We start from the raw sequence: 20,338 nt of genomic DNA, 5'->3' as shown, positions 1-20,338 counted from the left end.
GCTTTTTCATTTGTTTTTTTGCTTATGCAATTTATAATTATTGGAAATAGGTCCTTAATAAAACCTATATACATTTTGTTTACATCTTTAAAAATGCTCTTTTAAAACAAATTCTTGGTTAATATGGTTGATAAACTAAGCTTTTAGATTTAAATAGGTTAAATTTAGGAGAGGATAATATTTTATGGATCACAAACATATTTTTGATAAAGATGGCATTTGCGAAATCTGTAGTCAAACGGTGAAAGTTTATAAAAATGCCAATGCTGATGACTTACTTAAACAGGCCCAAAACCAAAGGAGCCATCAAGGAAAAAAAAGTCATAAGTTGGATCATCAACATGCTGAAGATGATGGCCACGATCATGAGCATGATCATGCTCATGACACTAATGCCAGTACCTTTGAACTTTTCAGACCTGCGATAATCAGTTTTGCCTTTTTGATTTCCGGAATACTATTCGATTATGTTTTCCATTTCCCTTGGTTTCAAGGCTGGCTGCGTTTGGCCTGGTATTTAGTGGCTTATTTACCTGTTGGACTTCCTGTCTTAAAAGACGCTTTTAAAAGTATTTCGAAGGGCAATTTTTTCTCTGAATTCTTCTTGATGGGGATTGCAACAATTGGAGCTTTTGCCATTGGTGAATATCCGGAAGGGGTGGCTGTAATGCTTTTTTATTCGGTTGGTGAAGCTTTCCAAACCATGGCGGTTTCCAGGGCAAAAGCCAATATTAAATCTTTATTGGATCAAAGACCCGATGAAGCGACCCTGCTAAGGAATGGGAAAACAGAACTGGTCAAAGCTGAGTTGGTGAAAGTGGGAGATATTGTCCAATTAAAACCCGGTGAAAAATTAGCCTTAGATGGTAAGTTAATTACAGCATCCGGCACTTTTAATACCGCAGCATTGACAGGAGAAAGCAAACCTGACTCTAAATCCAAAGGCGATTCTGTTTTTGCTGGAATGATAAACCTTCAAACCGTTTCTGAAGTAGAAATTACAGCAATATATGAGGACAGTAAACTGAGCAAGATCCTGGAGATGGTTCAGCATGCCAGTACCCAAAAAGCACCTACTGAATTGTTTATTTCAAAATTTGCCAAAATATATACCCCTATAGTGGTGTTCCTGGCCATTGGAATAGCATTGATCCCATATTTCTTTGTGGCAGATTATGTCTTTCATGATTGGCTATACAGGGCATTGATCTTCTTGGTAGTTTCATGCCCATGTGCTTTGGTTATTTCGATTCCACTGGGCTATTTTGGTGGAATTGGGGCCGCTAGCAGACATGGGATATTAGTCAAAGGAGGAAACTTCCTGGATACCTTGGCGGCCATGAAGCATGTTGTTATGGATAAAACAGGAACCATGACCGAAGGTGTTTTCAAGGTCAATGAAGTCAAGTTTGACCCATCCGTCAATCAGGAGCAGATATTGGAGTATGTCAATGAAATCGAGAGCAAAAGTACGCATCCTGTAGCAACGGCAATCCATGAATATGTAGGAGAGGTGAAAGGTCATCTCAACCTCGATAATGTTGAAGAAATTGCTGGCCATGGACTTAAAGCAAAAATTGATGGCAAAGAAGTTTTAGTAGGTAATTTTAAGTTGCTTGACCAGCATCAGGTTTCCTATCCAAATCCAGATAAAGAAATTGTATATACCACTATTGCTGTTGCAGTAGAACGTAAGTATATTGGCTATATAAGCATAGCTGATAAAATAAAGGATGGGGCACAGGACACCATAAACGCACTACATAGCGAAGGGATCAAAGTGACCATGTTAAGTGGTGATAAATCCACTGTTGTTAATGAGGTTGCAAAGAACTTAAAGATTGATTCTGCTTATGGAGACCTCTTGCCGGAAGATAAGGTTGAAAAACTGAAAGAAGTAAAGGCAAGAGATCGAATTGTTGCCTTTGTAGGCGATGGGGTAAATGATGCCCCTGTTGTGGCATTAAGTGATGTCGGAATCGCCATGGGAGGTTTAGGCTCGGATGCCACCATCGAGACTGCAGATGTGGTTATCCAGGATGATAGACCTATTAAGATCCCTATGTCCATTAAAATCGGAAGAAAAACGAAGAAAATTGTATGGCAAAATATAGGTTTGGCATTTGCTGTTAAAGCTATTGTTCTGATTTTGGGAGCTGGAGGTGTAGCAACCATGTGGGAAGCTGTTTTCGCCGATGTAGGTGTGGCATTATTGGCCATTTTAAATGCCTTACGGATCCAAAGGACAGATTTTAGCAAAGATTTTAACAAAAAATATTAGAAAGGGAACAAGCTCCTGACTTTGTTCCCTTTCTATGTTAATTTTATATCCTTATTTATCACTTGAATGATCGTGATGATGATGAACCTGTCCGAGGGTTGGGTTATAGGAGTTGTTAATGACTAAATACAAACCCTCATTGTTCCTTATTTTAATGTTATCTGTATCACGATCAAAATCAATGTTTAATATGGATTTGCCATCTTCTAAAATAAAATTATGGGTATTCCAGATCCCTCTTTTTGTCGATAAGACTTTTCCATTAGAGTAGGTAGCTTCCCAAACAAAAAACTTTTGCCTTTTTATTTCAGCCACATTATTTTGGTTATCCTTTACCTCGAAACCCGATTTTATTTTATTTATCGTTAATTGGTATCCTGATTCCGAATATATTTCTTTTAAATTGGATATGCGATCAAAGGTCAGATGATATACCTCACCAGCTTCATCACGAATCACCATTTGCTTATTAGCCTCTTTGAAACTTGACATGGTATTTCCATTAAAATCACGTAAAAAAGACGTGCCATCACTTTCAATTTCAATTTCAGCCTCATTCCCATCGAGATCTCTCAAGCCCATTAGATTATCATAGCGATTGTATATTTTAAGGTATTTGCTGTCTGAAAATCCAAAAAACCCATCATGAGATAAAACCATCATTAAACCCAGAATGCCATAATTACTGCTAGAGTATACCCTGGAATATGGAAAATCCATTAATTTCTGCTGAACGATGCGATCAAAGATCACGTTGTTCCGATGGAATACAGAGGAATCAGGCAATTGATGGTTTTCAATTTCCTGACCCATAGAAGTTAAAGAAAACATTAGAAAAAGGATGCTGATGAATATGGAATTTTTCATAATACGATAGAATTAATTTGGTATACGACTTATATTATTATTCAATAAATAACCTTGTTTCAGTATGGACTGCCCTAGCGATCTAAAGTTTAACTGAAAATAAAATTAAGACATCGGGGTAGCCTGAATCAATTCTTTCGCATTTTTCTTTGTTCCCCAGTTAAAAATATGTCTCACTGTGGATGAGTGATAGGGGATTACTGCTATAATAATAATAACCAGTATGTTAATGATACATAGATAAAGATATAGGTCATGTAGACCCAATAGGTTTGCTTGTTTTTGGAAGTTTACTAATACCGTTCGATCTACTTTTACTCCAGATTCAATAACCTCCGCCAATCTTGTTTGATGGATAAACTGTAGTTTATTAAACCAATTACTGATTACACTGGACCAGAAAACAGTTACAAAAAATGTCCTGATCAAAAGGAACATAACAATGCTCTGTAAAAAGGCTTTTCCATTCACATTTCCTGCTAAATAAACAGCTGTCGAAATAAATGAGATTATTACAGCCATTCCTCTCAATATGATTGGTAGAATTAAATAATGTAAAGGGGTATTGATATTGATCAGATTGTACAATAAGATATTGGATATTAAATAGAAAAAGGCAGAAATTAAAAAGATAGCTTTACATTTTTTGGTCTGCTTGAAATATAAATACACAAATATACTCCCCAAGAAATATCCAACTATGACATAGGCATTGATTTCAGCTTGTTTAGTAGGATTTGAAGGTAAAAGTACATTCATTAGATTGCTCAGTAAACTTGTATTGGAATAAAATATCCCCAAAATAAACACGGTAAATAGAGTTAAGAATGTGGCTTTGTTCCTAATAACTGAAAAGCTGATAATCTTTCTCTTTTTCTTGAAATTCCGATTAAAGAATAAGATGAAAAACACAATGCTCAACACAATCGCCAATATGATACTCTTGCTGGTTAACCAATTGTTTTGTAAACCATAACTTGCAACAAATGAAAAACAGAGCAAACTGGATGCTAATAAGATGGTTCCTAACCAATCGTATTGAAACAATGGCACCTTCTTGATATGTTGTGTTTTAAAGCAGATTATAACGACCAGAAAGGACATGAGAAGCATCAAGGCCTGGAAATAATAGCCAAGTTCCCAATGTTGCTTGGCAAGATAGGCCGCAATCAAACCTCCTAATATGGGAAAGATCAGGTTCATCGGATAATAGATGGCATACATTTGATACCTTTCCCCAGTGGGCATCAAGAAGGGCATCAGCTCTGATATCAAAGCCATGGTTAATATTATTTTCACACAGCCATACACAAACATCAACATCACATTGATCAATGGCGCTTGATTTATTGCCAAGCATATATTAATGACCATTAATAAGAGCAAACAGAAAATAATTAACCTTTTCTTCGGCATATAGATAGTCAACCTAAAGATCAAGGAAATTGAACAGACCATGCCAGCACAATAGGCGTACATAGCCATGGATAGATCAGCTGAACTTGCAGCTTGATCAGAAATGATATAGATATAGATGCTGTTTGGAATCCCGCTGCAAAAGGATAAAGAAACCGCTATTAATAGCAGTATGCTTAGTTTATACTTTTGAGGGACCCAATCCCTAAATAAACTATTGCTCATCTATATCGAATTAACCACCACATTAAGCCCAACCATCAATTTCTTTAAATCTTCAACATTGTTGTCCTTAGAAAATTCTATCCTGACTGGTATCCGTTGTTGAACTTTTACAAAATTACCAATACTGTTGTCCACTGGGATACTGGAATATTTTGAACCCGTAGCTTCGGAAATGGCTTTTATTTCACCCACAAATACAACATGGGGAATTGCATCCACCGACAACTTTACTTTCTTGCCAAGGGCAATTTGTTTCATTTGATTTTCGGTATAATTTGCTGTAACCCATTTCTGTTGATCCCTTACGATATTGAATAGTTGCTGTCCTGATTGTACCAATTGGCCTTCTTCTAAACTTACCCTGCCCAAGATTCCATCATATGGAGCTACTATCACGGTATAGGATAAATTAAGCTTGGCCAGATCCAGCGAAGCCTTGGCCCTTAAGATCGCAGCCTCATTGATACCTGTTTTCCTGCTGGTTTCCTGCGTAGTTAAATGGGAGCCTACCTTTTGCGCAGTCAATGCTTTGTATTTTGCTTTTAGGGATTCATATTCGGTTTTTACCTGTTCAAATTGATACACTGCTATGGCATCCTTATCCATGAGATCCTTGAACCGTTTATAATTGACATCAGCATTTTCTAAGCGGGTCTTGAGTTCCTCTATGTTCGCATCTGCAATGTTTTGGCTATTTCTTGCTATTTCGACCTCGGTTCTTACAACGGAATTGCCTGCTTTTGCATCGGCTAATGCTGCCAAGGCATTTTCCACCTGAATTTTATACTCATCGTTTTCCAGGACTACTAAGGTATCTCCTTTATGCACGGTCTGATGTTCCTGAAACCGGATTTCCTTAATATAGCCAGTTACTTTTGTGCTCAGGGGATTGATATGTCCATCGATTTGCGCATCTTCTGTATAAACACTGTTATTTAATTGTAAATAGCTTAGTAATCCCCAGCCAATAGCAGCCAAAATAATGAGTACAGAAAGGATATTGATGCTATAGATCTTGATTCTTCTATTTCTTTCTTTTTGACTGATTACTCTTTTTGAATCTGTGTTCATGTATTATTTCCTGTAATTTTTATCTTTAAATTAGTTTGATATTGAACTATTGTTTCAAAAAAACACTATTCAATAGCGCTTTTTATCAATCTTAACTGATTACTGATTTCAGAGATTTCTTTGATTTGTGAGTTCTTGATGATTTTTTCATAGAGCTCTTTTTGAACTGGTTCCAAATGCGATTGGTATTCCCAACCTTTCTCCGTTAGGATTATTTTATTATTTCTCCTATCGTTGGCATCTGGCACCCTTTGAACAAGATCCCTTTTGCAAAGGTTGTCAATTAATGGTGTCACGCTTGCCTTACTCTTTTGTACCTCCTCTGCTATATCTTGTTGATTAAGCTCTTTCTCGCGCCAAAGAACCGCTAAAACTTGGACCATTTCATAAGTGACATCCAATTCCAACTCCTTCACTTTCTGAAAGTAGAACTGCTTTATTGCAACACGTAAAGAAATTATATCTCTAATTAAACCTTGAACTACTTTATGATCCTTTGCCATTTTCTAATATTTTGCACAAAGTTAAATATAAGATAGTTAAACATCAAACTAATTATTGTAAGCTTTTTGCAATTTATTCCTTTATGGCACTAAAAAATAGGGACTAATCCTACCTTTGGGCCATGAAAAATAATGTTCAAGCAATAAACGAGTATATTCAAGCTGAAAGAAATCATCTACTAAACCACGAATTATATCATAAAATTCAAAAGGTTACCGATTTACAGAAATTTACCGAAGGTCATGTCTATGCAGTGTGGGACTTCATGTCTCTGTTGAAAGCATTGCAGATCAAATTAACCTGTACCACGATTCCATGGTTTGCAAGCCCGTCACCTGTAACCAGATATTTAATCAATGAAATTGTTCTTGCTGAAGAATCAGATGAATATATTGATGGTCAACGATTAAGCCATTTTGAAATGTATATCGATGCCATGAAAGGGATAGGGGCGGATGTGAATTCTATATTGGACCTGATCCAAAACCTTCAAGCGGGAATAAAGATTAAAGATGCTTTGGATAATAGTACAGTGGACAACAGAATTAAAGATTTCCTAAATTTTTCCTTTGATACCATTGAAGCAGGAGAGACCCATAAGATTGCATCCGCATTCACATTCGGTAGAGAGGATTTGATTCCAGATATGTTCACATCAATTCTAACTTCTTTAAAGGAACAGTTCCCCGAATCGGATTTAAAGAAGATTGAATATTATTTTCAGCGACATATCGAATTGGATGGGGATGAACATGGACCATTAGCCATGAAGATGATCCATGAATTGGCAGATAACAACGAAGTGAAATGGAAAGAGATGGCTGAAGTTGCCAAATTAGCTTTGCAATATAGAATTGGTCTTTGGGATGCCATTGCGGATTCCTTATAAAACCAAAAAAGGGATAACATAAACGTTATCCCTTTTTAATAGAGCTATTTCAATTACTTTTCTTCTAATTGAATGACTCCCAAATTTTTTGTTTCACCTGTAGTTACCACAACATCATTGATGGTTTTATCTTTAAAATTTTCATTTGTTGGTTCAATTACAAGCTTGTAAGTTCCTTGCATAACCCCTGGGAAATAGAATTTACCTGTTGGGCCGGCCAACGTACCCAAAGTATCAGTCCCTTGAATGGCAAAGACATGAGGCATCGCAGAAATAGGCGAGATCTCACCAGTTAAAGCTCCTGATACGGCAACCGGAATGGCGCGGATCACAGGTTTCATCATGTATTTACCATTTCCTGTCTGATGTATAGATTTTGATGCATCAAAATCCAAGGCTAGGGTATAGGCTACATGAGGGATTAAATCATCTTGAACTTTGATTTTTACACCTGACGTTTGACCACTTGGGGTAGTCAATTTCTCCCTTACACCATCAACCACGATATAATTATCATCGTCCAAAACTAATCTTACTTCCTGAAGACGCCCTGAAGGAACATCATGTTCTGCAAGGATCAAGTAATCTCCTTCACGGTAATTTAAGATATCAAAAGGTTCAATATCAACATCAATAACCTGACGACCACCTTCTGTAATAACTTCAATATGATCGATATCTAAGATAATCTGATCATAGTACGCAGGTGCATCTGTAATTTTAATGGTTACTGGAGTTGTACCATCTGTTGTTTTCGAGTCGTCAGTACTGCAACTCGATAAACCTAGGGCAACCATAGCTACCGATAATCCAAGTAATGCTTTCATAGTAGTTTTCGTTATTTGTCTATTTTTAGCAAAACTTATACCATTTCAGCTACTTATGAATTTAATGTTAATTAATTATGTCAAAAATATTGGTTTATCCAGTTTTACCGCGATTCGATATGCCGCATTCATTAATCCTACATGACTATAGGCTTGTGGAAAATTACCCCATTGACTACCATCTTCCTCATTCACATCCTCAGAGAATAACTTTAATGAATTTCCATAGGAGAGGAGTTCCTCAAAGGTCTCCTGAGCTTCTTCCAATCGGCCAACACATGCCAATGCTTCCACATACCAAAATGCACACACTAAAAAGGTTGTTTTTGGTTTCCCAAAATCATCTTGGTGCAGGTACCTATAAAACAGTCCGTTCTTACCCTTTAATTCTTTCTCCACAGCTTCCAAATGTTTTTTAGCACGGTCTGAACTTGGATCCAGGTAATTCATTAGAATCAACTGTAAAGTACTCGCATCCAAATTTGAACCTTCATCTGAATTCCTGTAGACCTGCATTTCTGGATCATAGCATTTTTCAATATACTCTGCAGCTTTATCCATTAAAATCTTGGCCTGATCCTCAATATCTTTGTAATTGTTCTGCTTCGCTATTTTTAATGCAGCTGAGGCACCAGCCCATTGAAATAGATTGGAATAGGCATGGTGGTTCGCAATGTTCCTGAATTCCCAAATACCGGCATCCTTTTCATCTATCGTCATCTGTATCTTCTCCAAGATGTATTTCAACCAACTTTTTGCATCTTTTCTTTCATCTTGAGGAAAGCGATAATCCGTATAGAGGGGTAACATAGCGATCATGGCTTGCCCATAAACATCATTTTGTATATGTTCATAAGCTTGGTTCCCAACCCTAACAGGTTTATTGCCTCTATAGCCTTCCAAATAGTCTAGCGTCGTTTCTGTCAAAACTTTACGTCCTAAAATCCCATAAAGGGGTTGCAATCTCCCTGAATCCGATTGGGTAATATTGGTAATATAGTTGGCAAACTCTTCGAGTTCATCAAATTTTCCGATATGGCTCAGGGCTGTTAATACGTAATAACTATCCCTGACCCAGCAATAACGGTAATCCCAATTTCTTCCCGATCCTGGTGACTCCGGTAAGCTTGTCGTACTCGAGGCAATGATGGCTCCGGTATCTTCGTATTGGTGCAACTTTAAAACTAAAGCCGATCGAATGATATGGTCCTGATAGAAGTTCGGAATGTTTGCTTTTTTAGTCCAGCGCCTCCAATATATTTTGGTCTTGATCAAAAACTCTTCCGCTGTTTGTATCAATGGTGCTTCAAAACTATTTCCATAAGAAAGGATCATGTATTTCTTTTCGGAAAGGATAATATTGCTTTGTTCCTGATCGAAAAAATGACTGATGGGAATGTTGGTCGTCAACCTCATATGCTCCTCAGCATGCTGAAAAAGAATGTGATTACTTCCCCTGGATTTCTGAAAATCATCTTTCCCATAATTCGCTTTCGGATTACAGTTTACTCTTACTGCTGGATTTCCATATAGAGGCTCAACTATTCGGATCAACATCAATGGTTTGTAATATCGATCATATTGAACAAATCTTGGGGCGAAGTCAATAACACGGAAACCCGAATGTTCACCATTGACTTCAGTAACTAAAATATTGGTATTCTCTAAATAATATTGATTGGAGGTAATATGACTGTCGTCAAGCTTAATGTTAAATTCTCCACCTTTTTCGGTATCCAGTAAACATCCAAAAATGAAACTATCTTCAAATGTTGGCCAACATAGCCAGTTGATGTTTGTGCTTTTGTGCACATGGGCAATAAAATTACAGTTCCCAATAATACCACTATTATAAAGGTGTCTTTTATTCATATATTTTATCTTTTTATTTTTCTAAAGAAGCCAATAACTGTAAGACTTCTTTATTATTTTCAACGTAATACTTCGCGTGAGATTGTTTGTCACCCACTTTTATTGTTACACTATGCTCAGGTAAGGCAATAAACATATCCTCATCAGTTGCATCATCACCGATACATAGAATAAAGTCTGGATCAATTTCATTTGCAAGGTTTATGGCTGCTTTACCCTTGTTCACAAGTTTATTCTTGATTTCAATGACACGATCCCCGTTGATTAGCTGAAGGTCCAAAACTTGGTTCAAATGCCTTAATTCCTGTAATAGCTCCTGGGCCTGCCTAAGTCCAAAGGCTCGTTCTACTTTCCTGTAATGCCAAGCCAAGGAGTGTGATTTCTCTTCAATTGATGATCCTGGCGTCCTGTCCGTAAACCTTTGCAATATTTGATTGACTTCTGTTTTCCAACTATTGCTCAGTCCAGGAACTAAATGCCATTCATGATTGGGATAATTACTCCAGATTCCATGTTCTGCTATTAGGTAATAGGGTCGGCTTCCAAACCAACTTTCTAAATTGCTATATTTCCGCCCTGAAATTATGGTGACCAAGTTCCGTGGGTCCTTGCTTAATTTGTCCAATACTGCATAAACATCCGGAGTGGGAACCGCTTTATCTGCATTCTTGTTAAATCCAACTAAAGTCCCATCGTAATCAAGAAGGATTAATCGTTTTTTACTTGCATTGTAACCCGATTTAATATCATTCTCAACCTTTTCACGAACCTTCCGGGCTAATTCATGCCTTTGCTCATTCTTGATTTCTTCTAAACGCTGCATAAAGAGGTTGACCCAGTGATGAACGGTAAATTTTGAAACAATGGCTTGGCTAGCATGCATCCTTTCATCTTTTTCTTCATCTTGCATAATAATGGCATCATAAAGCGTTCTGCTGGTCCGATGCACGGCATATGGATTGATGACTAATGCATCCGATAGCTCTTTGGAGGCACCAGCGAATTCACTGATCACCAAAACCCCTTTTGTTTCCTGTTTACTTGCGATATATTCTTTCGCAACCAGGTTCATGCCATCGTACAGAGAGGTTACCCAACATACATCTGCCGCTACATATAATGCTGAAAGCGCATGGAATGGCAACGAATTATAGAAATAGGCTATTGGTTGCCAGCCTGGCTTCCCATAAACGGCATTGATGTTCCCAACCTTCCTGTCGATTTCATTCCTTAATTTTTTATATTGATTGACTTGGTCCCGAGAAGGAACTATGAGCATATATAATAAAATTTGGCCATGTAACTCCGGATGGGCATTTAATAGTATTTCGAAGGCTGTCAATCGCTGTAAGATTCCTTTACTGTAATCCAGTCGATCTACAGAAAGTATTAGTTTTTGATTGTGGTAAAGCTCTTTGATATGCTTGCTATATTCCTTTGTTTCTGTATCTAAGGCCTGGCTTTTATATTTTTCATAGTCAATTCCCATAGGAAATACATCGACCAATACCTTTCTTCCGTTTATTTTTAGGGAATTGATATTGTTTTGTAGGTTTAATACACCAGAACAGGAGTCCAAGAAATTATCCACGTTTTCATAGGTATGAAAACCGATCAGGTCAGCACCCAAAAGACCTTCCAATAGTTCATCCCGCCATGGCAACATCTTAAATAATTCGATAGGAGGAAAGGGGATATGGTGAAAATATCCGATGCTGCAGGTTTCCTTAAGTTCCCTAATATAATTAGGTACTAACATTAACTGATAATCATGTACCCAGACACGTGTATTTTGTTCTATAAAAGGCAATGCTGCTTCAGCAAATTTTTTGTTTACTTCCACATAACTTTGCCAAAATTCCTGCTTCAACTCCACATAGCTCGGTCGATAATGGCACAGCGGCCAAAGAATGGCATTTGAAAAACCTTCATAGTAACCTTTGATCTCTTTTTCTGTGAGGAATATGGGAATGAGGTTCAGTTTTTTGAGTTCCTGCCGGATTAACTCTTCTTCTTTTTCATTTTTAGGGATAATTCCAGGCCAGCCAATCCACCAGGATCCATTTTCCTTATAAAAGGATCCAAGGCCAGTGGCTAATCCTCCTTCGCTGGGAGTGAACTTGAGTTTTGATTTTTTTCGTTCAATTTTTACTGGCAGGCGATTCGATATGATGAGAGTGCCCGAATCGGGTATATCTAGATTTTGTAACATATGTATTTGTAATACAATCTAAACGCTAAATAGTTTGTATTAATGTTTAAACACTGATAAATACGCTCTAAATGATGTCGTCCAATTTAATTTGACTTTAAAATTTAGTAACAATTATTTCATAAATCTCAACAAATTATTATATATTGTATTGAATATCTTTGAAATAGATAAAAAAATTAAGTCTTAGGGCCTGTGATTTATTTAATGGTCATTTGCTACTTAAGTTAACCAATGCATAAGATTGATAGCAGATAACACATATATGTTTAAACGCTGATAATTATTTTATTTTTCCTTTACATAAATAATGGCCGTTTTTAAGCGAATCCAATTTATATATTTTAACTATTTCTAACTATTTAAATCACTCAAAAACATTAACTAAATTCTAAGTACAGAAAATAGACTATTTCTTTAAAAAAAGGCCCTCTGGGTTCATTTTATAGATGTATGAATATTTAGATATATTTGCTGAAATAGAAGCAACCGTACCTGATATTGAATCTGTTGCTGTGTGAATTGTTCAATTATTAACAGTGTTATCTAAGAGGTAGAGGCTAGGTCTACCATTTAATTTCTTACAGCTGAATAATCTGGTATTATTTAGTAAATAGTATATGAAGAAGAACCTATTTGAGATTTTATTAACCATGTTCTGTATTGGTTTAATAATCCAAATCCTAATGATGATGGAAAGTATTGAATTTCCGATATCCTTAATATTTGGGCCTCTTCTATATTTAGCCTATTTAGATCAACTTGATGTAACCATAACATTTAGCAGAGCACTGCCTCACTTTATTCCATTTACCATTGTTGCGGCCCTGTTCTTTACGGTAAAACCTTCCATTCCTTCCGTTTATGAACATGCTTATTTCATTTCGACTTTGATTTCGATGTTTACATATCCATCCATCGTTATCTTTTCCAAGAAAAAAGAAAGTCTGTTTTTAAATGAAAGAAATCTGATCCTACTTGAGATATTAGCCTTACTAGGCTTTGCCATATTTTTCTTTATCAATATTATTTATATAAACCATCTATCAAACAACTTCTCCAACCGACATGCGCAATTAGTTATTGTTGCCATCCTCTTGGTAAATGTTGCCGTATTGACTTGGTTTCTTGTCAGCAATAGATTTCTGAGCAGTAGTCAAGAAAACCAACAAGCATTATCACTAGCATCTGTATATGATTTTAATATTAAGGACCAAGAATTACATCTGATCAAAAACAAGATTGCCCAGAGCATGGAATTGGAACACTTATATCTTGATGCCCATTTATCCTTGGACCGATTAAGTAAACAAACTTCTATTGATAAGGAAAAGATTGAATATTATTTAGAGATGATCCTGGATTCCAATTTTGAAGACTGGTTGGCTTCTTATCGAGTCAAACACGCTGTAAACTTAATCCATGCAGATTCTGGAAATTTGAAACTTGAGTTCCTAGCGAATTTAAGTGGTTTCGATTCCAGAACTACTTTCAATAAATATTTCAAGTTATATGTTGGAGAGTCTCCATCTAATTATAGGAATAAACTAATTAAATAGCATATGTTGATATTTTTCATCTACTCAGCAATTATCGTCATATGCCTCCTCAGCTATCAGATATACAGCAACCTTCCCCAAAAAGGTCTGTTTGAGAAAATCCTGTCTTTGCTGATCATTACCCTATTGATCCATACTACTTTTGCCGCCCTTTTCCGTGATATCATTCCAGGTTATAAATATGTGGATTTAGGAGCACCATTTGGCCTGCTCTATGGACCTTTCCTATATTTTGGATATCTGGCGTTTAAATATAAAAGGGTAACCGGAAAAACTATCCTCGTCCATGGATTGCCTTTTTTGATAATGTCCGTCATTTTTATCATTTTTTTATCCAGTGAATTTCTTAGATTCCAATACGGTAAATTGTATTATGTTGTTCTATACAGCATGTTCGGATTATCCTGGATCTTATATCCAATTTCTGTTTTGTTGAAGGGTAATATATCTGATTTCCTACAACTTGACACCAAAAGGCTATATTATTACTTTATCATACTTCTTTTGGTATTAGCGGCATTTATTATCCCCACCATTATGTCTACCTTCATTGATAAATTTGATGTGGGCAAACCCGTTTCAGGAGTTACCGTGTATTTGATCATGATGATAGGGGTTAGTATGATTTACAATTATTTATTCCGAACCTTGGTTTCTCAGGTTCGGCCCCATGGATTTCCATTGCCAAATCACAATTTCAAGAAAAATGAAGCAACGGAGTATGCACTAAAGGTCAATCAAAATATAAAAGAATCACCATATAAAGAGAAGATCCTACAATACCTAGAAGAGAAAAGATATTTAAATCCAGAATTCAATATTGATGTTATGGCCAGAGACTTGAAAATCTCTCGACCTTTGATTTCCCAATTTTTTAAAGATTATTTTAATCAAAATGCTTTGAAAACTATTAATGCCCTCCGTGTCGAGGAGGTATGTAAAGAGTTGAGCAAAGAAGATTTTGACATGAACATTGATGAACTGGCATTACGCTGCGGGTTTAGCTCAAGGGCATCATTCTATAGGAATTTTAACCTAGAAAAGAAATGTACGCCTATTGAATATAGAGAAATGGTTCTTCCAAATTTGATTTAATATGGGCTGCAGTAAGATTTTTTTCTATCTATTGTTGTTGATTCTTCCTTTTCAGGTTTTTTCCCAAAAAACGGAGTTTGAGAAAAGGTACGCTGCAGTTCATTCTGAATATCTAGCCAATAATTATGAAGAAGCCCTTCGCGTAGCAGATTCATTGGAACAAACTTCAAAATTTGAAACCACAAAAATCAGATCAAAATCTCTTTTAGCTTTGGTTCATCAAAGTGTTGGAACCTATTCTATAGCAATAAATTATGGCAAACAAGCAGATCGACTTTCTGACCTTATAGGTCTTTCGGATTTTGAAGCCAGCAGTGCTTTGGTTCTTGCATCAATATATAGAGATATCGGTATACAGGAAGAAGTAAGCCGATATATCCAAAGAGCTAAAACAAATATTAGGTCTGTTAATGATAGCTTGGTCAGAAACCAGCTCGACATTTGGGTGCTTCAAGAAGAAGCCTATCAATACATGAATCAGAAAAGGTATGTTGACGCCTTAGAATGCATGAATTTAGCCGTTAACAAAAAAGGTTATATTGATTTTAACAACCCTCGATCCTTATTAATCAGATCCAAAAACTATTTGATAATTGCGCAATGTTACAAGGAGATGGGCAATTATGAGGAAAGCCTAACATATCTTAAAATGGTTTTAGATGAAGTTTATGGATTCGAACATATCATTAAGGCTTTTACCTTTCAATTCCTGGCAGACAGCTATTTTCATTTGGGTCAGCTGGAGAATGCAAGGAAGTATTTAGACCTCGTAATTCCTTATGTAGATGGGTCTAATAACCTCTACCTGAAAAAAGAATACTATTTTTTAGAAGCAAAATATCAAAGGAATATCGATAGGAATGATCTAGCTATACAATTCGTAGATAAGTTCAACCAAATTGAAGAACAAAAAAGAAATAGTGCGGAGATCATTAGCAATAACCTGATTAAGGAAAATTTGCAGGAAATAAAATCCCTAAAAAGAAATAATGTCATTCTGGTTTGGTCAATTGTCATCAGTATTTGTGTATTTGTTCTCTTTTATATGATCAAGGTAAAACCTAAATCAAATAAAAATGAAAATATCTATGCTGATTTAGCTCCTTTGCCAGAAAATTCCAACCCCAGCAAAACTCACACAAAGGATCTGCATACTAATTTAGAGGTACAGATATCCCTTGAAACCGAAACGAGATTGGTCAAGAAGCTTAATGATCTGGAAGATGACCATTTTTTCTTGAACAAGAATATTACTTTAGGCTGGTTGAGCAATAAACTGAACAGCAATCAAAAGTATATATCCTACGTAATCCGAAAATATAAGAATCAACATTTCAACGATTATATATTGAATCTGAGAATCCAGTATATTGTCCAGCAATTGGAGTCCAACAAGGCATTATTGGATTATAAACTGTCATATCTTGCGGATATGGCTGGGTTTACTTCACATAGTAAATTTACACTCGCTTTTAAATCAGTAATGGATACTACACCATCCTTATTTATTGAGGAACTAAAACATAAAGCCCTTAATTAATACATTCTTATTTTATTCAGGCTGCTTGGGAAACCAGCATATGATGAATGTTTGATTTAATTTATAGGTTAATATTATCAAATAATAGCGGATAGAGGGGTGGACATTACTCGATTTTATCAGTTATTCATCTACCATTTTCACCTAATTTCTTCTACATATCTCTTCCAATCTAAAAATCAACCAAAATATTGTAGCTCTTTAGACTAAATTTTTGCTAAAATCAACTAATTATAGCTGTTTATAACAGATAATTCGGGTGAATATGGCTAAGTATTCCCTGATAATGATCATAAATTGTCCGAAAGAGCGTATGTCCACCTCAATTTAAGTCTAATTATTTACTGGAAATATTGTGCAGATTTTCAATTTCCTGAAAATCAACAATTAATATAATCAAATTAAATAGGGCTTTGTAATATATTGACAAATAGCACTTTATCACGTTTTAAGACATGTCTTATTATTGCAATTAGACAATTAAAATATTTTATGGGACATACTTTTTTGGGGACTAGACGTAATTTTGAGTAATCACAAACGAGGAATTAACTAACATTTAAAATAAAGACTAATTCCGCTATTAATACGCCAACTAACTATTAATAACAAATATTAAAGAATATGTATCTAGGTTATTACCTTCAATTTTATCTGTTATATGTACAGGCAAAATTATGGAGTTATCCTTCCTTATCAAGGTTAACAATTGTAATCTTCGTATCCTTAATCTTAGTTCTGATTATTAATCAATTGAGAAATCTGTTTTTCGAAGCAAAATATAATCAGGATGATCAATCATTTAGACCTTTTAAAGAGAGACTGGAGAGTTCTATCAATGATATCCTCATGAATAGAAATAATCTCTCGGAACAGAATGTCTTAAATGATTTTGAATCTATCTATAATATAAAAGGATCCAGAAGAGGCTTAAAGTTCCTATCCAAATTATTGATCCAAGCCAATCTCAAATCTAAAATTGGAAAGGTCGCATTTAATGATAATAACTATAATATCATTTTGAACACCTATGGACTGATTAATTTCTGGGAATTAGAACTTGTATCCAATAATCTGAATAGAATTTTTAAAGCTAAAAAGAACCTGGATGACCTGAAGAGCAATTATCAGCAACAGATCCTTCATATTTCAGCTCACAACCTCCCGAATAGGTTAAATAATAAAGGCCCACAGAAGATTTCAAAAACTGAAAATCACGAACCCTATAAGTTCTTGGACGAAAGTTTTATCAATGAATTTAATCCTCTGGATGAAATTCTTGTTCACCAGTTTTTAATGGTAAAAGCCGAAGCAGGCCGATTGCCGCTCTTGAGCAGATGGGTGAGAAACTCGACAAATACCGCATTCAGGATTTTTATGATTAAAGAGATTTCATTTTTTAATCAACGTGGTTGTGGAGCTATACTAGCCAGTTTGCTTCATAATGAGCCTTGTAACGATATCCGATTGGCCATTATTGAAACCTTGATCTGTTTAAAGCACAAACAGAGCGAATCACATATCATCGCATGTTACCATTCCAGTAACAAAAAGGTGAAAAAAGCAATTATCAGGGCCGTTACTGAGTTTAAAACAAAATTTGGACTGGAGTTCCTGAATGAAATTTTCTTCGAATCCCAAGACAGGGCTTTAAAAGAAGAGTTAATTCACGCCATGAAAATCATCAGAAATCACCGTGATACAGAAACTCAGGAAAAAACAACTACGGACACCTTCTTTGAAGAAGCACTTACGAAACAAATAAACTACCAAATTGGGTAAATCACCATATTAATAACAAACCGAATATCTATCAAATTAATTAACACTATCTATTCTATTATGATTGACAACGTTTCAACTATCAAAAAGGAGTATATGAACCCAGACACGGAGAATAAGATTCTGGCAGCACTTACTCAATGGGAAGCACAGGAATCATATTTAAATCCTTCTTGTTCTATAACCACCGCGTCTAAAGAGATAGGATGTAATTCTAAATATCTTTCATTCGTAGTAAATAAAAACAAGAAAATTGATTTCCCAAATTATGTAAATAATTTAAGGCTGGATTTCTTGAACAATTATTTAAGAACAGTGGAGGAAGCTAGAAATTTTAAATTAACGTATTTAGCTGCGCTATCAGGCTTCTCATCCTATGGAAAATTTGCTAAAAGCATTAAAGATCGAACTGGATTCAACCCAACCCAGTTTATCGTTTTCTTTGATGAAAAGATTGCTTAATTAGCAAAAGTTAATCCTAAAGTCAAGATCATTGGCTTTAGGATTTCCTTTATGTGTAAGGCTTAAGCCTATGCTGTATGGTCCAAATGCTGTAAAAGATTCAGTGTGACCAATAATTGCCCATAATGTCTTTGAGCATGCTCTGCTGCATGGAACAGGAGACCGATTTGAGTTGTAGGAATCTTTTTTCTACCCAAGAACCGCTCTTCGGTCAGGCTGTCTGGATTGATAGCCTTTAAAGCCTCTATAAAACCTTCAACAGTCCTTTCCAAATTACCTTTTAAGTCTTCCAAACATAGGCTGTCATTTCGTTGACCCTCCTGACTGAGGTAATCAAATTGCTCTTCATTTAAGCTTTCCCCCCGCGAATAGGTCATCAATCGATCTATTACTCCGGCTATATGCTGTAAGTGAAATGCAATTGATGCCATGCCATAAGGCTTGATCCATAATTGTTTTTCATATCTGTCTGAATCAATTTTTTGGATATCTTCATTGACCTGCAATATTGCATGCGCAACAGGCTGAAGCAAAGCTGGAACTTGGGGGATAGGACCCCGCATCCAAACTTCTGGTTGTTTTTCTTCTGCGTCCATCTTAATAAAATTAGTTTTGACTGATTGATTTATCTCCAAAGGTGACCATTACCATGCCCACAATGATGATCAACGACCCCAATATCTGCATCCAGCTCAAAGGTTGTTTAAACCATAGCGCCATGGCTAATTGCACGGTTAAAAAGGTTCCACCTGAACATAGCGCTATTACTATGGGCTGCGGAACAGTTTTGAATAATTGGACCAAAAACCAGGAAGCAGAAAGTAAGATGATATTCCCACCGACCAATGCCATCCACTGATATTTTGGTTGAATACCTCCATATTTGAAAATAATACTTGAACTGATCTGGCAGAGCCAAAATCCAATAAAGAAGAGAGCTTTCATAAGGGTAATTTTACACCCTGAATTTAGAACATATTTTATGAAAATTAAAGCGTAGAATACAATAGAAACTTAAATTTTTATATCCGGGAAAAGGAATTTAATCAGGTCAACATTATTTCTATGGCCCCCGTATCGGTGGAAAGGATACAGGAGCTCAATAGAAATAGTAGTAAAGAGATTATGGAGATTCTTTGTTGACTTTTGTAAAGTCAAATCATGCCTATCAACAATTATTTAGAATGATTATAAATAACACTACAAACTTAACCCTTCCTCAGGACAGTTCAAAATAATTTAATAACGTAAAAGGAAAAATTAGGGACGCTATCCGAAAAAAAACTATCTGGGAAAAGACCAATTTTTATTCTGAACGATCAGTGAGGAATCTGTACGGTTCGCCCCCTCATGACCCTGTCATTCTTTACCGAAGGTAAAGGACCTGTTCGCCAATGCCATCCGAAACTGATTATGTCTTTAAAATTCCGAGATCCTTCCTTCGTAAAGACGAAAGTAGCGAGGAAAAATGTAATTTTTTTCTGAAGAGAGAAAACAGTTCGTTCGCTTGGCTTACAATGCCACGGATCCTAAAAAAATAAAAAATAGATTCTTCGCTCCACTCTGAATCCCTCTCTTTAGCATTTTTATTCTGAACGATCAGTGAGGAATTTGTACGGTTCCCCACTCTACGTCCCTGTCATTCTTTACCGAAGGTAAAGGACCTGTACGCCAATGCAAACCGTGAAGCAATACTTTTTTTGTTGATTTTAAATAAATTTGGGCATGTTGTATTC

At 35.9% G+C, this 20,338-nt stretch carries 16 protein-coding genes; 7 read left to right on the top strand and 9 right to left on the bottom strand.

Translation table 11 applies throughout. From position 1 onward, the window contains the following. The first annotated feature begins 184 nt into the window (after positions 1-184). Positions 185-2,281, top strand: a complete 2,097-nt coding sequence (locus tag RT138_RS05275; protein WP_313189870.1) for a heavy metal translocating P-type ATPase — start codon at positions 185-187, stop codon at positions 2,279-2,281. A 51-nt stretch (positions 2,282-2,332) separates the two neighbouring features. Here the strand turns inward: RT138_RS05275 and RT138_RS05270 are convergent, their stop codons facing one another. From RT138_RS05270 to RT138_RS05255, 4 genes are all read right to left on the bottom strand, one after another. Next, the gene (locus tag RT138_RS05270) at positions 2,333-3,001 is read right to left on the bottom strand and encodes a hypothetical protein (RefSeq protein ID WP_313189869.1); all 669 of its coding nucleotides are present in this window, start codon (positions 2,999-3,001) and stop codon (positions 2,333-2,335) included. Positions 3,002-3,253: 252 nt separating this feature from the next. Beyond that, on the bottom strand, positions 3,254-4,789 hold the full coding sequence (locus RT138_RS05265; protein WP_313189868.1) for an MFS transporter: 1,536 nt from the start codon (positions 4,787-4,789) through the stop codon (positions 3,254-3,256). Then, entirely contained in the window at positions 4,790-5,860 is a 1,071-nt protein-coding gene (locus tag RT138_RS05260) for an HlyD family secretion protein (RefSeq protein WP_313189867.1), read from the bottom strand. It abuts the gene before it with no gap. 65 nt (positions 5,861-5,925) lie between these two features. After that, positions 5,926-6,363: a MarR family winged helix-turn-helix transcriptional regulator gene (locus tag RT138_RS05255; protein ID WP_313189866.1), complete on the bottom strand. Its 438-nt coding sequence runs from the start codon at positions 6,361-6,363 to the stop codon at positions 5,926-5,928. A gap of 122 nt (positions 6,364-6,485) precedes the next feature. Between RT138_RS05255 and RT138_RS05250 the strand changes: the two genes are divergently transcribed. Next, complete coding sequence (locus RT138_RS05250) at positions 6,486-7,253, top strand: DUF3050 domain-containing protein (protein ID WP_313189865.1); 768 nt, start codon at positions 6,486-6,488, stop codon at positions 7,251-7,253. Between the two features lie 53 nt (positions 7,254-7,306). On the opposite strand, the gene RT138_RS05245 is transcribed toward RT138_RS05250, so the two are convergent. From RT138_RS05245 to RT138_RS05235, 3 genes are all read right to left on the bottom strand, one after another. Beyond that, positions 7,307-8,080 (bottom strand): DUF4382 domain-containing protein, encoded by a 774-nt coding sequence (locus RT138_RS05245; protein WP_313189864.1) that lies wholly within the window; start codon positions 8,078-8,080, stop codon positions 7,307-7,309. Positions 8,081-8,155: 75 nt separating this feature from the next. Further along, positions 8,156-9,952: a glycoside hydrolase family 15 protein gene (locus tag RT138_RS05240; protein WP_313189863.1), complete on the bottom strand. Its 1,797-nt coding sequence runs from the start codon at positions 9,950-9,952 to the stop codon at positions 8,156-8,158. Between the two features lie 13 nt (positions 9,953-9,965). Beyond that, on the bottom strand, positions 9,966-12,164 hold the full coding sequence (locus RT138_RS05235; protein WP_313189862.1) for a bifunctional alpha,alpha-trehalose-phosphate synthase (UDP-forming)/trehalose-phosphatase: 2,199 nt from the start codon (positions 12,162-12,164) through the stop codon (positions 9,966-9,968). Between the two features lie 620 nt (positions 12,165-12,784). Here RT138_RS05235 and RT138_RS05230 point away from each other — a divergent pair. The 5 genes from RT138_RS05230 (at position 12,785) to RT138_RS05210 (ending at position 18,602) form a co-directional block, all read left to right on the top strand. After that, positions 12,785-13,723, top strand: coding sequence for a helix-turn-helix domain-containing protein (locus RT138_RS05230; RefSeq protein WP_313189861.1), 939 nt, complete (start codon positions 12,785-12,787; stop codon positions 13,721-13,723). A 3-nt stretch (positions 13,724-13,726) separates the two neighbouring features. Next, complete coding sequence (locus RT138_RS05225; RefSeq protein ID WP_313189860.1) at positions 13,727-14,818, top strand: helix-turn-helix domain-containing protein; 1,092 nt, start codon at positions 13,727-13,729, stop codon at positions 14,816-14,818. 1 nt (position 14,819) lies between these two features. Further along, a complete protein-coding gene (locus tag RT138_RS05220; protein WP_313189859.1) occupies positions 14,820-16,358 on the top strand; it encodes a tetratricopeptide repeat protein in 1,539 nt (512 codons plus the stop codon). Positions 16,359-17,207: 849 nt separating this feature from the next. Further along, a complete protein-coding gene (locus RT138_RS05215; protein WP_313189858.1) occupies positions 17,208-18,140 on the top strand; it encodes a HEAT repeat domain-containing protein in 933 nt (310 codons plus the stop codon). Positions 18,141-18,200: 60 nt separating this feature from the next. After that, positions 18,201-18,602 carry a hypothetical protein gene (locus RT138_RS05210; RefSeq protein WP_093096352.1) on the top strand — a complete coding sequence of 134 codons (402 nt, stop codon included), beginning with the start codon at positions 18,201-18,203 and terminating at the stop codon, positions 18,600-18,602. A gap of 68 nt (positions 18,603-18,670) precedes the next feature. Here the strand turns inward: RT138_RS05210 and RT138_RS05205 are convergent, their stop codons facing one another. Together RT138_RS05205 and RT138_RS05200 are read right to left on the bottom strand one after the other, a co-directional pair. Beyond that, positions 18,671-19,198, bottom strand: a complete 528-nt coding sequence (locus RT138_RS05205) for a DinB family protein (protein WP_313189857.1) — start codon at positions 19,196-19,198, stop codon at positions 18,671-18,673. A 10-nt stretch (positions 19,199-19,208) separates the two neighbouring features. Continuing rightward, positions 19,209-19,547 (bottom strand): hypothetical protein, encoded by a 339-nt coding sequence (locus RT138_RS05200; RefSeq protein WP_313189856.1) that lies wholly within the window; start codon positions 19,545-19,547, stop codon positions 19,209-19,211. Positions 19,548-20,338: the final 791 nt, after the last annotated feature.

Source organism: Sphingobacterium sp. (assembly GCF_032065005.1).
Classification (GTDB): Bacteria; Bacteroidota; Bacteroidia; order Sphingobacteriales; family Sphingobacteriaceae; genus Sphingobacterium.
Note: the sequence above shows the minus strand (reverse complement) of the source record. Positions and strands in the feature narration are given on the sequence as shown.